Genomic DNA, 12,962 nt, shown 5'->3' with positions numbered 1-12,962 from the left:
CACATCAGAAATTGCAGTCTCTATGTAATAGGTTTTAAAAACATATTTATATTCATCAAGGAAAATCGAATTGAATTCATTGCATTGAGAAGTAATTTTCTATCGTACGACTTGATCTGTTGGCATAACAACCAAAGAGATCAATCATGTTCGATAGCACGAAGAAATACTGGTTCGACAAAGGCGATGATAGCTACACTCAGAGAAGAAAGAAGCAACGCTTTACCAGAAGCGGAATCAAAGGTCTTGATTTTGAAAAGGACATGTTCGAGCTACGCAAGAGCTATCAGATCCTCTTCGACACCCTGAACGTCAACGAGCGACATCGCGACGATGTCGGCTTCAGAACGATGCAGAAGTTCCGCGATACGCTATTCCAGCGCATAAAGGATGCCCATGCTTATGAGCGTTATCGTAGAAGTATTGGTAGACCACTCAAAGACTATGAGCGCACTATTCTGCATGACATCCACGGATTGATTTGGCGACAGGAATGCGGTGAGGATGGCGGTTCGCATCACATCCATATCGTTGCATTCGTATCCGTTAGCAGACGCGATCACGTGACTGCCTGTGAAGAACTGGGTATGGCGTGGCAGCGCATTACGCAATGGGGCGATTTCCATAACGCAAACCGTTATGCTCATTCGTACAAAAACAAGTGGGGCGTAGCCATCGGCTATGTCCACCGTGATGACGAGGAAAAGCGTGAGGCATTACGCAAGCTCATCGGTCTGTATATGGCCAAAGTCACGCAGGTTCCTATCGATTGCGATGAGGACGACAAGCTGTTCGGCACTCGGAAATTTAGCGCTGAGTAGCCCCGCTTAGTTTAGCAGGATGGGCGGGCGCCGTAGGTCTGGAGCCGCGGACGCGAGCGATGTTCCAGAGATAGACGGATCAGTCCGCGATAAAACGTCAGGCCAATCAGGTGCCGAGAGTCTTACCGAGAACGATAAGCTGTTCGGCGCTCGATTCTTCGACCGGAAGCGTTGATCGTCGTCAGGCTAGGCGGCCTAGCATGACGACGCGTGTCCGGGCGTAGTTGACCGGAAGCGCAGGACATAGCCACGCCGGCCGCGAAACATGAGGGCGCAAGTCTCATTGGGCCGACTGAAAACACGGACGACAGACTTTAGCCTTGGCTGCCGAATGTGAGCATCTCCATGTCGAAGAAATTACGAGCGACAAAGCTAGCTTTTTCTAGCGACGGCATATCGAGATTGCGTAATCGAGCGACTTCGCTGCGAAGCGCTCTTGCTCCTGGCCATTGTTCATTAGCCTCTTCGAGGAGTGCTTCCAGCATGTGTTCAAACGAGATGTTCACTCTCTCTTCGGCTGGCATTTTTTGCGAAAGCTCATTTTGAATTCTCGACTTAACTTGCTCGACGGTCTCCGCGTTCTCTAACTCGAGCGGGTCGTTCGAGAACCGCCACGGCTTTCCGGTTTTCCGGAAAGAAACAAAGTGTTCGTTTTTGTCAGGCATCTTTTTAATCACCGACGGCCGCAGGAAACGGCTTTCCTCGGCCACGGTCTTCGCAAAGAAGTGCTTGCTGAGATCAACAGGCAAGTGGAACAGAGGTGCGACGTAATATACGAAGCAGTGGCGTTTCTCCAGCTTTAGCATCAGGCTTGTCTGACGTGATGATTTCAAGGGATGAAGATACATTCGGTAAACCGGCTGCGTTTTGCCTCCAACTGACTTTAAGAACTTTCCTGAGGTGAATTCTTTGGCCGATGCATTTCGCATGCAGTGCGACAGCTTGAATTGGAGGAATAAGTTCATGCCTGGCATCGTGAGCTTCAAGTCATGTCCTGCTCCTTTCTTTCCCTCTGCGGCAGTCGACGGAAACGCCGGGGCAGTTAGCAGAGGGAGTCCTAGAGAGTTCACTAGGTTTTCGGTAAGTGCGAAAGCGTAAGACAGTTCTGAGAAAGATGACTTCATGACATAGATTTCGCTTAGGTATCGCTGGTCTTGAATATGGCGTGTCACGGGCCGAGCCAACAAGCGGCTTGGCTGTCGATGCTCGCGGGGTTACGGTGTTGTTCTCGACCGAAAATCAGCCGGTTGGAAGATGCGTTCACAACGTGAGCTCCGCAAATCGATGCGTTGCGAACGCAATGTGCATGTTGTAAAGACGAACCTTGCGAGAGCCATCATGTCTGTTCTGAATCTTTCCTCGTTATCAACGATTCCGGTACGATAAAAATGTGATCTCGCTTAGCAGGCTGCAACCAGCCACACGGCTTGTCGCCATAGGTCCTGAGTTCAGGCGGATCGGTTACGTACACAAAGCAATACACCGACTCTTGATTTGTAACCGCTTTGTTTAGCACCTCGCCAAGGTGACGATCTTCCTCGTCAAGCGTGCGTTTTAAAAATTTGACCTTTGCTATCGTGTCGCGTGTCGCTTTCGATCCAGCCGGTGAGAATTTCCACCGGAATGTCAACACGAACACGTTATCCAACTCGGCGATCGACGCTTGACCATGATAGATCCGCTCGGTCCGGTAAGCCGGGTGATGTGCGGTGATCGGCAAACACGTACTGTAGAACGTGCTGGCGCCACCACCTCGGCCGATTTTCAGTGGAATGTTTTTGCGCTCGTCGACCGTCATGGTCAAATAGCTCATGCCAACCGTTGCTAGATAGCGCGTAGAATCAGCCCGTTTCGAATCGTGATCGGTCGCACTTTCGTCGTCGTCCGAATCGTGATCGTCCCCGCTTCCAAATTTCCTCGGTGCCCGTTTGCGAGCTTCCGGCAACCAAATCAATCCCAATTCGCTGACGTTGACGACTGAATCTTCCTGCCCAGGATCGTCCGCCGGCTCATCCTTCGACGGCGATTCATGCCATGTGCAATCGTCAATATGCGGAAACCGAACATGGCTGCGAAAGTACGGTGCTCGATGCCGGCCGCTCTCGATCGCTTCCGCATCGAACGCATCGGGGCGATCGTAGACGGCGCCCACGACTTTGGGGCGCGCGATAGCCCGGCACTTGGGGTCTCCGCACATGAAAGTGAACCGCTTTCTCTTCGCCTCCGGTTGCTCGAAGAACCGGGTATGAGCCTCCTGCAACGAAATGTCGGCTCCAAGTTCCACGCAATATGCTTCTCCGCGCGCCATCCTTCCCTCAGTAGTCACAGTTCACTTGAAACAGATAACGGCGCGATAGCCGATATTCTTAAGAAAGCTCTTACTGGCACTTATGACAGCGTTGAGCTACACGACGTCGTAATCGAACACACATGCAGCGAGCGCGTCCGTTGCCGCGTACGGGCCTCGCCCTCCGCCCCTCATGCGTTGCCGCTCTGAGATCAGATAAAGATGTTTGCGCGCCCGAGAGCCAACAACGTAGAGCAACTTCTTGGCGCTGTTGATGCCTCCATCTGCCTCTGCTTCTTCGCTGAAATGTGGAACCATTCCCTGCAGTAGGCCGAACGCTATCACTACGTCGAACTCCGCACCCTTGACGCCATGGATGGTGTTGACGGTGATGCCGCTTCGGTGCTGGAACACTTTGCGGAAGAAGTCAATTCCGCCGATATACGCGGCACCCTCCCTGCGTAGCCGATCAATCTTCGCGGCCGAACTGTCAAAGAAGGCTTGATGATGTTCCGAAAGCAATGGGTGTGATTGCCAGTCAACCTCGAGGCGATCCATGAACGAAGAAAAGAACTCTCTGAGATACAGCAGCCCATCAGGCTGATTCAGTTGGATGGAGTTGCTCTCCCGAAGAAGCCGCTTAATAGACAGATCCCGAGTGTCGATGCCTTCATTGCCTAGGTCTCTGATCACCTCTGCCGCCCAACGCAGCCGCCGCACATGCTGCGCGGGGGACGCCTCCGTCAGCGCGATCCGCGACAACCGATACCAGAAGTTTTCCTGATCGCGGCTGAACGGGACCATGCCCGGGCCGTCGAACTGGTACTCTGGCAAAGCGCTTGCAAGTCGACGCGTCACTCCCGCCAACAGAATCCACCACGGCGCCAGTACACAGATCTGATCCGCAGAAAACCCTTGGGCAGTGCTAAGCCTGATAAGTCTCACAAGCTCGGCCTCCAGCTGGGCTCGCTCCACATCGATGTTGTAGCTGATGCTGCTGGGGAACGCTCGGTCGGACGCGGCTCCGCGAATGCCGGTCGCCTGAACCGTGAAGTTCGAGAAATACCTGATCAGCCGATCCGTGGAGCGATAGTTTTCTGACAGTGCACGCTCTTCCAGCCGGATACCACAAAGCTGCCGAAGTTCGGCAACCGGCATCGCGAAACCACCAAGCGAGCCAAATATCGCCTGGTTGGGATCGCCCACAACAAACAATTTTGTTCGCTCAGCTCCGACCCTCACGATGGCGGAAACGACCTCGTATTGAATTCTCTTCGTGTCCTGGTATTCGTCAATCAGCATCCACGGGAAGATGTTAGCCAGGACTCTCGCGATCTGAGGTTGACTTTGGATCAGGCGCGACGCATAGAAGAGCATCTGCTCAAAGTCAATTTGCCTGTTGTCCGCGAGATGGCGGAAATACAGAGCAAAGATGGCATGAAGACGTTCGTGTTTGCTTTGATCCCTGCACGCCAGAACGTACCCCTGGTCGGTGAAATAGTATTCACAGTCCCAGTAAGTGATTCCTCGCCGCGTTCTGCACAATTCTTCTAGTAGTTTTTCCTGCTCATGGCTGTCCATGATTCGGAAGCCACGCGCTAACGCAGGCTCGTAGATGCCGTAGGGCTTCAGTATCCATTCCAGGCAAAAGGAATGAATCGTTCCTATCCATAGCTGCGAAGTGTCGACGCCAAGCCCCTCGATACGCTCATGGATTTCGTCGGCCGCTCGGTGCGTATAGGTGAGAGCGACGACGAACTGCCGCCTGGTCCGCAGGCGTGACAGCTCATAGGCGATCTTGTAGGTAAGCGTTCTGGTCTTTCCACTGCCGGGGCAGGCAACCAAGAAAACGCTGTTCTCTTCGCGTACAGCCTCCGACTGTTCATCGTTCAGCTCGGTCCGAGTCCAGACGAACGTCACGGGAGATCTCCCAGAAATGCAAGAATCTGATCGCCGGGGAGCCCAACAACTGCCTCCGCCCTGATAGTGTTGAAATCAACTCGGCCTGCGCGATACTCAAGCAGGCGTTCCCAATAGCGTTGCAGCGCTGGGGGTATGGCGGCTCCGCCCGGATTGTTCACCGTCACTCTATGCTTCAGTATGCTGAAGATCAGCTCAGTCGAGAACGTGCCGTGGGCAAAGATGATCGCCTGCCGAATGTAGGGTGGAACTACGATCCTGTGATCTATCCGCTTGCCCAGAAGAATGGCGAACCAACCCTTGCCTTCATAGTTGGCCATGGTGAGCACTCGCCTCCCGAATTGAGCGGGATCGCCCGAGTTCAACTCAGCTATGGCCTGAGCGCGCGTTGCGGGCTGCGTATAGACATCGTTAACTGATGCGACCACCGTCTCCGCATTGCCGCATGCCACGAAGTCAACTTCGAACGTATTGGAGGCATAGAAGGGCCGAAGCCACGCATTGCCAGCGGCCTGCGCATCAAGTACGACTTTGCGAGCCGCTCCGGACGTTTGGGCTCCGAGCAGTTTGCTCTTGAACTTCAACGTCTCGGGATCGTCGCCCGGTAGGGGGGCCGGGTTCATAAATGCCGCGTCTAGGTCCGTGATGATCGAGCAACGTCGGCGGACTCTGGTCTCGTGGAACAGCACAGAGACGTTGGCGAAACCGGTGCTGCCGATATTGACCAGACTGACTCCCAGCTCGTCCAGGCTTACGCCGAGAACCTTCTTCACCATAAATGGGATGAGGATCTCTTCGGCGTCGCCCTCCACCAGAAGCACGCTCTTTGCGAAGAGCAGATTGCTGCGAACGGCATCGAGGTAGCGCTGGAGGTTGCCCACCTGGTCGGGGGCAAGCCCTGCAGACGGCTGGAACGCCTCACAACCAGTCCCGTTTCGCCCCAAGATGTTGACGTTCTGGATGTTGCTCACCTCGGAGATGTGCGTCGAGTGCGTCGAGTAGATAATCTGTGCCCCGGCGTATCCGATTCGATCGAACAACGTCTTCTGGACGTGCGTATGCAGGTGTGCCTCTGGCTCCTCGATAAGCAGAAAATTCGCAAGCGCTTGACGTTCGTGCTGGTACTTAAACTCCAGAAGCTTCAGCGTCAGGAAAATCAGATTGGCGCCCCCAAGGCTGAGCTCTTGGATGCCGCCCTCATGGGCCGCATCGAACTCGCCGACGAAGAGCTTAAGTGACTGGAACAACAAATCTGCTTCATCCGGAAGATCAGACTTAATTGCCAGCAAGGACGGAGAATAGGTCTGCCCAGCAGCTCCATGGATCGTCTCGACGATGTCGGAGCGAACAGTTCGCACATCGTTCAAGTTCTCAATTTCTCTGTTCAGTTGCCGCGCGCGGTCTACGATTGGCTGAAACTGCACAGGGTCAATCTGTCCGCTCTTGCTCTTTAGCAGTGTGAGAAGGGGATTGGTCCGGTTATTATGGAACTCAGATACCACGTCGCGGAGCGCCTGAATGAAGGTGAATGACACCTCCTTGGTGACTGACAGCGTACCTGGAATGCGAGCACCTAGTTCCGGAAACTCAACTTCATCGCTAAAGATAGCGTTTTCAAAGTCTCCTACGATGCGCCGGTAGACCGCCGGATCTCCAAAATCCGCAACGCTCTTTCCCGTGAATTGCGTTTCGTAGTCATCGATCGTAACCCGATCAAGAATCGCGTTCATCCCGGCAACGTCAAAGTCCGCGAGTGCTGCAAGATTCATTCTGATTTGCTTATTCGGGCGGAATATCAGGTTGTATGTTGCTCGCCTTAGCACTCCGCCAGCCTCTCCAACCCCTGTACCATGTACAAAAAGCGCCTGAATGGCCTCATCTGCGCTGATCTCCTCAAACTCAACGCTGATGAAGATCCAGTGACCGCGCCAGGAACCAAGTCCCCGAAAGAAGTCCGACTCATTGAGTTTGTATGAAGCTCGGACCATGTTGTCGTCCAGCATGAGTCTGATCGCTCTTAATACATTGGTCTTTCCCGCACCGTTTTCGCCAATGATCGTATTGACGCCTTTGCTGAAACGCAGCGTGGCGTTAGCGAAATTTCGATAATTTATGAGTGTTAGCTTGGAAATATGCACAAGTGCCCTCGATTTCTTATGCCGCGCGGGCTAACAAATTATCACAGACTCCGGCGAGAACGCTCACTGATGTTGGCAACAACCGGCGGTGCGGCAGCCGAGATCCTGTGGTCACCGGAGCAGAGCCCTCAGTCGGGCACATGAATCACGCCTAGTGACGATAGCCAGGAGCTACGCAGCCTTCTCACTTTGCCTGCGCTTGGTAAGCATTTGGAATGAGCTTAGCGACCGCCGGCGATAGCCGCTGTTAGCGCTTTATGGCGTCGCGTACACCGGCTCGGCGGAGCAAAACTCCTGGCCACACTGCGATGTCCGCTCCCATCTGAATCGTCGAGGGTCTACTTCTGGCCTGACTACTGCCTGATGCGGTCGGCCGAAGCCGACCGAGCTCGTGTGAAAACGCAAAAGCACTCAGTTTTCGGGTGTCGCTTTACGCTTCCCAAGTTACTGCAAGTCGCTGCCGAGCCGATACAGCGCGACCTGAAGGGGTGATTTTTTTAGAGCTTCATATCAACACCCGTTTTCGCACATCCTCGACCCGTTGCTGTCACCCGGACCACCGCACTCGAATGACCGCTTCCACAATGCAAAGGGCGCCCGCAGGCAACTGCGAGTTTCTGCAAAACCCTACCGACACCATGAGGCAGGAGAATGTGCAGATTTTGTCACGTTGCAAAAGATGCGGCCCAAGGATGATCGGATGCTGTTTGCATGCTCAATCCTAGCCTTCGAATGATCTGGGTGGCCGTAGGAGATGATGCGGCGCTTGCGTCCACATGGTCGATCCAAAACCTGAACTCCATTCCTTGAAACTCGGAAAATGATCTAACGAGGTCGGCGAGTTGACAGCCGTATCCGCGCTCACGATATGCAGGGCGTACCAAAAGTTCTTCGATGTCTTGCTGAATGCCCGACCAGCATCGGTGGCCGGTGTCGTTGCCGCTGCCGATCAGGATGCCGACGGTCGTTGGCCCGGGACGATGCTGTCGGGAGGCCTTGAGCGTTTTCGGTAAGATAGGTTTTGGGGTTTGGGATCGGAAGCGAACTGTCCTCGCATGAAAGCTATTCTATATGGCTGGAAGCCCCGCTGGTCATAGGGTTCAGGGGGGGCGGCGCAGCTTATGGATGTAAGCTTGGCCAGCTAAAGCGGCGGATACGCCGGACGGCCTGATCAGCGGTTCGACTCCAAAATCCCTCCTCATGGAGAACAACATGGCAAGCGCTATTCTGGTGCCGAGATTGCGCGGGGGATGACAAACGGTTTGCTATGACGTTCTTCGACCGAAAGCGCGGAACGTCTCGTTAGTCTCGCAGACCGAAATTGACCCTTAACAGACAAGCGTCACAAATCGCGGGGTGGCCGGTCGCCAGCGACAAGCAGTCATTGGCGCTTCGATTTCAAACTGCCGCACTTGGAATGTCGTCGCAGCTCCCATTTTCCCTCATCACAGGTGCCGTCGGATGCGATGGGGCTCGTGTCAAAAGTAAACTTAGTCAAGCGATGTCAAACGGGTCACGAGCCTGCTGATCCCACACGAGAACGTCTCCGTGCCAAAGTGTGATTCTGCGCGTATCGAGGGATTCGTGGTTTTTAAAAAGGAAGGCGCTGGCCATTCCCAATGTAAAAGCAACGATTGGCGCACCTGCTTTTGGCCAGCTCATCTCCTGATGCAAAGAGACGCGCGCACCTGGAACTTGGCTCATCAGGCTTACGTCGGGGGCGAAATCATTGAAGCCGACAGCAGCGGCAGCGTCCCGCCCCAAATTTCTCAGTACATCAGGCATTACCGCGCACGGCGGGTCCGTCGGAAGACAGTCTTGGCTTCGCTCGATCGTCGTCCAGCCGAGACTAAAACATGTCGTTGATTCGCTGGACATGCTCAGTCCACTCGGCGTCACGGAGCAACGATCCTGTGGCGAGTTTTGAAGCTCGGCTACGCGGCGCGGGAGTTCGTCCCCATAGCGTAACGCGAAGCCGCGCAAGATAAATGCGCCACGCCCAAGAGCGAAATACTCAGCGTTGCCAGTCATTGGGTGCGCAACGTGGTTCATGAGAGTCTGCCTCTTCGGAAAAATGAAAGTGCGCCAGAGACCTTCGCGCAGTCGTTACGTGCCCGAGAGCGATACCCGGCCGAGCCGCCTCCGAACGGTAGAGCCGGCGAGCCGACGCAACAATCCGTTTCTTGCGCTGCAATTCCGCAAAGTGAGCCAGCTACTCGCACAAAGGTCCGCTGCCAGTACAACCGCCTTCGAGTTAAAACGGACGATCTGTTCGATTGCGACGCGGTTCCACGCACGACGAGATTGAATCGCAAGAAACGGAGTTTTTTTAGCTGCGCGCGGCGATAGGTTGAAGTCTCTGCAGAGGACGCATCCCGTCAAGCGAGTCGCGACGGTAAATATCGTTATCAGGAGTCCACCATGTTGCCATTGCTTTCTTTTCACGCGTTGGTTGCGCATCGAGGGGACGGATTACGCCCGGAGCTGCTCGCCCTGCTTCAACGCGAAGCCCAGCCTCAGATGCCTTCCTCGAACGTCAGCCACCAACCTGCGGCGATCCAGAAGGACGAGGGAGCTGAACACATCCATCACGATCCAACCGCCGAATAATGTCGAGCCGCCAGAACGGCAGTGCATCTTGACGATATCGCGCTCCGGCTTGATCGATCGAGAGATCAAGCCGAACCGCCCACTTCCACAGTGACGAGGCCCGACAGATCGATGGCCGCCTTAAGAGGGCAGTTCAAAAAGGCTGCTCAGTTCGGCTGAAGATGTTCCAGCAGACGAGTGAGCAGGCTAGTTTGAGGAATGCTTCGTGAATGTCAGATCGGCGCTCGAAGCGAATGCGAAGACGCCGGAAACCATGGAGCCACGAATGAGTCCGTTCAACGACCCAACGGAACTTGCCGAGACCGCTGCCGTGTTCGGTGCGGCGCCTGGCGATGACCGGTCTGATTCCACGCTCGCGAAGTTGGCGGCGATGCGAGTCGGAGTCGTAGCCACGGTCGGCGTAGATGACCTTGGGTTTGCGAAGCGGTCGGCCGCGTGTGCCGCGAATCGGCGGGATAGCGTCGACCAGCGGCAGCAGTTGCGTGACATCATTGCGGTTCGCGCCGGTCACGATCACGCTGACAGGAACGCCGTTCGCGTCTACGAGGACGTGGTGTTTGGACCCTGGTCGTGCGCGATCGGTGGGGTTTGGCCCAGTTTTTGGCCCGCCCCAACGGCTCGCACGGACGATGAATCGACAGCCGCATATGAGAAATCGAGCTGGCCAGATTCGCGCAGCTTGTCGAGCAGTAGCCCGTGCAGCTTGTCCCACACCCCGGCCTGCTGCCAGTCGTGCAACCGACGCCAACAAGTCGCTCCAGAGCCGAAGCCCAACCGGGTCGGCAGATGGTTCCATCGCATTCCTGTCTTCAGCACAAGCAGGATGCCATTGAGTGCTGCACGGTCCGAGACCGGCAACCTTCCAGGGTATCGCTGGCGTCGCGGTTTGGGCGGTGGAAGTAGCGGTTCGATCAGTGCCCACAATTCGTCATCGATGATAGGTGCCGGCATTCCTTGATCCGTTGTTCAGGTATCCAAGGTTAACCGTTTCGTGGAAAAGTAAACAGCCCTTCCGAGCTCTTTTTGAACTGGCCTTTAAGGGAACCGTACAGGTTCATCGCGATATATGCGGGCAGCACCTCTACGCGATGAAAGTGGCCGCCGAAGGCGCAAGAAATACGGAATGTTTCACCGTGATCGTCGAATATAAATGACTTCACGGAAAAGCCTTTGTTCGCCTCCGAATAGTCTTCCTGTGTCAGATCCGGTCTTTCGTTGAGCATTGTATGAACCGGATGCCGGGCTGGCAGTAAATCGGAAAGACTGGGATCGTCCGATATGCGCTGCAAATCGGAGCCGTAGTAATGGACGCCGCTGTAGTGTTCGAGGCACTTGTAGAGCGCGAGGATCTGCTTAGTTGACCAATGAGAGAGCCGAACGGTCCTGTCATACATTGCGTATTTGACGCACACACTGACCACCGCGCCGGAAACACTCATGACAGCGGTCTTGAAGCTAGCAGTCAGATTCGGCTCATCGCTGGCGCGACGATTCTCAATGCGCATATTGGGTCCCCAATTGGCTAACGAAAACTGACGAATTAGAAGAACGGGAGCGCCGAAGCGCTCCGTTCCTTGCGGCAGTTTTTGAGGGAGAGTGATGATTCGCGACCGATGTGCGAGACCCGTCATGTGCGGGTGAAGAGGAGACCGATCGGACAATGCAGACCGGCATTCGCCGGTCCGCACTCCCGATCACTCGCTGCGCAGACGGGGACACACCGATGATGACAGAAATACTCAGACCGTCTTGATCAGTCCCAGTTGCGTGAGAGCCGACACACCGTCGTCAAGACCAAGCTCTTCGACGATTTTGCCCTCCTTCAAACGAAGCACGGTGGTGCCGGTGAAGTGCATCTTGCGGCCGGTTGCCGCCGGCAGAGACCCTGCGAGAAAGTCGCTAAAAGCCGGGCCAGTGTGCGTGCCACCACCTTCCCATTGCCCTACGACGTAATCACCTTCAGCGATGAGGTCCGTGACGCCCCAGAAATTGAGGTCCGGAAAGGCTTCGCGGAAAGCGGTCATGAAGGCTTTGATGTCGTCACGACCACGACGGGGCTCATGCAGCGAGTATTTCAACAGCATGTCCGGCGCAGCGATCTCGTCGACAATGTTGAGGTCACATTTCTCGCCCCAGAAACTGGTGAACCAGCGACCTACGACCGCCTTGTTGTCCTCTTCCTTTGACATGTTTGACTCCTTACTGAGCTTGATTGGCAGCGAAACGGGCTTGCTTCGCCTGGAACGAACAATATCCATCGCGCCTCCCCACTACTACCCGTTTCTTGCGGTGCGATTCAGACGATCCGTTTCACGGCGCTCATCCCGACCCGGAGAGCAAGAAACGGAGCAGAAGGATTCGCTGCAACACGTATCGTTGGTTCTATGCGTCGGGCGCCTCAGTAAGCTATTACGCGCCATGCCTTGGGTCGTCTCATCTGCATACGGTGGTTGAACTCGTGACTTCGGGAAACTGACGTCGAGTTGAATACCGCAAGAACCGGAGAGACGTACCCATCAAAAGATCTTACTTTCGACGCTTTCTGGAGAAAGGCTCTCATGCTGAAATACCTCCGCGCCGCTACAGCCGAACGAACCTTCGCCAACGGCGCTGCGGCGATCAACGAGGCCCTGCATCGGCAGGCTCATATATCCACGTCCTCCGACGACACGCGACTGGATCGCCTAGTACAGCATCTGCTTGACCTCGACGATGACGACGCGACGGAACTGGAGACTCTTGGCGTGCCCGCAGAATTGGGTAGCCGAAGTCCTGCTAGCTTCAACAATGTCCTGCAGCAGGTCATTCTGCAACTTCAATTGGCCAAGCTGTTCTGTCCCAGCCAGGAAGGCGAATTCCACCGAAGCATTTGTCCGGCTGCTTATAACGAACGAACGGGTGAGCATCATCCAGAGGAGATGGCGCGATGGCGGGCAGAATTCCGGGGCATGGCTCCGGAACAGCAGATGATGGTAGCCACGATCATCTGGTTATATCAGTCGGGTCCCGATTCGACGTGGCTGCGTCGCGTCCCCTGTACCTGGCGAGCAGGCGAAGCGATGCAGTACATGAGCGACGCCGGATGTCTCTCGCTGTGGCTCAGCCTCATTGCAAGATATCCAGGCTGGTAAGCCATATCGCTCATATGGAGAATTCAACCGCAAGGAGCGGAGTTTCAATGGGCAA

At 55.0% G+C, this 12,962-nt stretch carries 12 protein-coding genes; 3 read left to right on the top strand and 9 right to left on the bottom strand.

What is annotated here, in order from left to right; all coding sequences use genetic code 11:
* Nucleotides 1-146 precede the first annotated feature (146 nt).
* Nucleotides 147-821, top strand: a complete 675-nt coding sequence (locus tag BLW71_RS14920; RefSeq protein ID WP_091797100.1) for a hypothetical protein — start codon at nt 147-149, stop codon at nt 819-821.
* 314 nt (nt 822-1,135) lie between these two features.
* Here BLW71_RS14920 and BLW71_RS14915 read toward each other — a convergent pair whose 3' ends face one another.
* The 5 genes from BLW71_RS14915 to BLW71_RS14895 form a co-directional block, all read right to left on the bottom strand.
* The gene (locus tag BLW71_RS14915) at nt 1,136-1,807 is read right to left on the bottom strand and encodes a hypothetical protein (protein ID WP_143048344.1); all 672 of its coding nucleotides are present in this window, start codon (nt 1,805-1,807) and stop codon (nt 1,136-1,138) included.
* Between the two features lie 350 nt (nt 1,808-2,157).
* On the bottom strand, nt 2,158-3,105 hold the full coding sequence (locus BLW71_RS14910) for a hypothetical protein (RefSeq protein ID WP_143048343.1): 948 nt from the start codon (nt 3,103-3,105) through the stop codon (nt 2,158-2,160).
* 120 nt (nt 3,106-3,225) lie between these two features.
* Nucleotides 3,226-5,028, bottom strand: a complete 1,803-nt coding sequence (locus BLW71_RS14905) for a UvrD-helicase domain-containing protein (protein ID WP_091797094.1) — start codon at nt 5,026-5,028, stop codon at nt 3,226-3,228.
* Nucleotides 5,025-7,166, bottom strand: a complete 2,142-nt coding sequence (locus BLW71_RS14900; RefSeq protein WP_091797091.1) for an ATP-dependent nuclease — start codon at nt 7,164-7,166, stop codon at nt 5,025-5,027. Before BLW71_RS14900 ends, BLW71_RS14905 begins: the two co-directional genes overlap by 4 nt.
* A 1,494-nt stretch (nt 7,167-8,660) precedes the next feature.
* Nucleotides 8,661-9,197 (bottom strand): alpha-ketoglutarate-dependent dioxygenase AlkB, encoded by a 537-nt coding sequence (locus BLW71_RS14895; RefSeq protein WP_286162054.1) that lies wholly within the window; start codon nt 9,195-9,197, stop codon nt 8,661-8,663.
* A 390-nt stretch (nt 9,198-9,587) separates the two neighbouring features.
* Here BLW71_RS14895 and BLW71_RS40935 point away from each other — a divergent pair, with 390 nt between their 5' ends.
* A complete protein-coding gene (locus tag BLW71_RS40935; RefSeq protein WP_143048342.1) occupies nt 9,588-9,776 on the top strand; it encodes a hypothetical protein in 189 nt (62 codons plus the stop codon).
* A gap of 133 nt (nt 9,777-9,909) precedes the next feature.
* Here BLW71_RS40935 and BLW71_RS42280 read toward each other — a convergent pair whose 3' ends face one another.
* The 4 genes from BLW71_RS42280 to BLW71_RS14875 all read right to left on the bottom strand — a co-directional run bounded on the left by BLW71_RS42280 (nt 9,910) and on the right by BLW71_RS14875 (nt 11,965).
* On the bottom strand, nt 9,910-10,407 hold the full coding sequence (locus BLW71_RS42280; RefSeq protein ID WP_286162053.1) for an IS5 family transposase: 498 nt from the start codon (nt 10,405-10,407) through the stop codon (nt 9,910-9,912).
* Nucleotides 10,317-10,727 (bottom strand): IS5/IS1182 family transposase, encoded by a 411-nt coding sequence (locus tag BLW71_RS42275; RefSeq protein ID WP_062093255.1) that lies wholly within the window; start codon nt 10,725-10,727, stop codon nt 10,317-10,319. Before BLW71_RS42275 ends, BLW71_RS42280 begins: the two co-directional genes overlap by 91 nt.
* Nucleotides 10,728-10,756: 29 nt before the next feature.
* Nucleotides 10,757-11,281, bottom strand: coding sequence for a hypothetical protein (locus BLW71_RS14880; RefSeq protein ID WP_091797084.1), 525 nt, complete (start codon nt 11,279-11,281; stop codon nt 10,757-10,759).
* 234 nt (nt 11,282-11,515) lie between these two features.
* Nucleotides 11,516-11,965: an ester cyclase gene (locus tag BLW71_RS14875; protein ID WP_091797082.1), complete on the bottom strand. Its 450-nt coding sequence runs from the start codon at nt 11,963-11,965 to the stop codon at nt 11,516-11,518.
* A 369-nt stretch (nt 11,966-12,334) separates the two neighbouring features.
* Here BLW71_RS14875 and BLW71_RS14870 point away from each other — a divergent pair, with 369 nt between their 5' ends.
* Complete coding sequence (locus BLW71_RS14870; RefSeq protein ID WP_091797080.1) at nt 12,335-12,907, top strand: hypothetical protein; 573 nt, start codon at nt 12,335-12,337, stop codon at nt 12,905-12,907.
* Nucleotides 12,908-12,962 lie beyond the last annotated feature (55 nt).

It is taken from the genome of Burkholderia sp. WP9, assembly GCF_900104795.1.
GTDB lineage: Bacteria > Pseudomonadota > Gammaproteobacteria > Burkholderiales > Burkholderiaceae > Paraburkholderia.
This window is presented reverse-complemented; position numbering and strand designations above follow the sequence as displayed.

Coding starts and splice junctions, on each gene's coding strand:
- BLW71_RS14920 (WP_091797100.1), top strand. CDS start 147: ATGTTCGATAGCACGAAGAAATACTGGTTCGACAAAGGCGATGATAGC.
- BLW71_RS14895 (WP_286162054.1), bottom strand. CDS start 9,197: ATGACTGGCAACGCTGAGTATTTCGCTCTTGGGCGTGGCGCATTTATC.
- BLW71_RS40935 (WP_143048342.1), top strand. CDS start 9,588: ATGTTGCCATTGCTTTCTTTTCACGCGTTGGTTGCGCATCGAGGGGAC.
- BLW71_RS42275 (WP_062093255.1), bottom strand. CDS start 10,727: ATGCCGGCACCTATCATCGATGACGAATTGTGGGCACTGATCGAACCG.
- BLW71_RS14880 (WP_091797084.1), bottom strand. CDS start 11,281: ATGCGCATTGAGAATCGTCGCGCCAGCGATGAGCCGAATCTGACTGCT.
- BLW71_RS14875 (WP_091797082.1), bottom strand. CDS start 11,965: ATGTCAAAGGAAGAGGACAACAAGGCGGTCGTAGGTCGCTGGTTCACC.
- BLW71_RS14870 (WP_091797080.1), top strand. CDS start 12,335: ATGCTGAAATACCTCCGCGCCGCTACAGCCGAACGAACCTTCGCCAAC.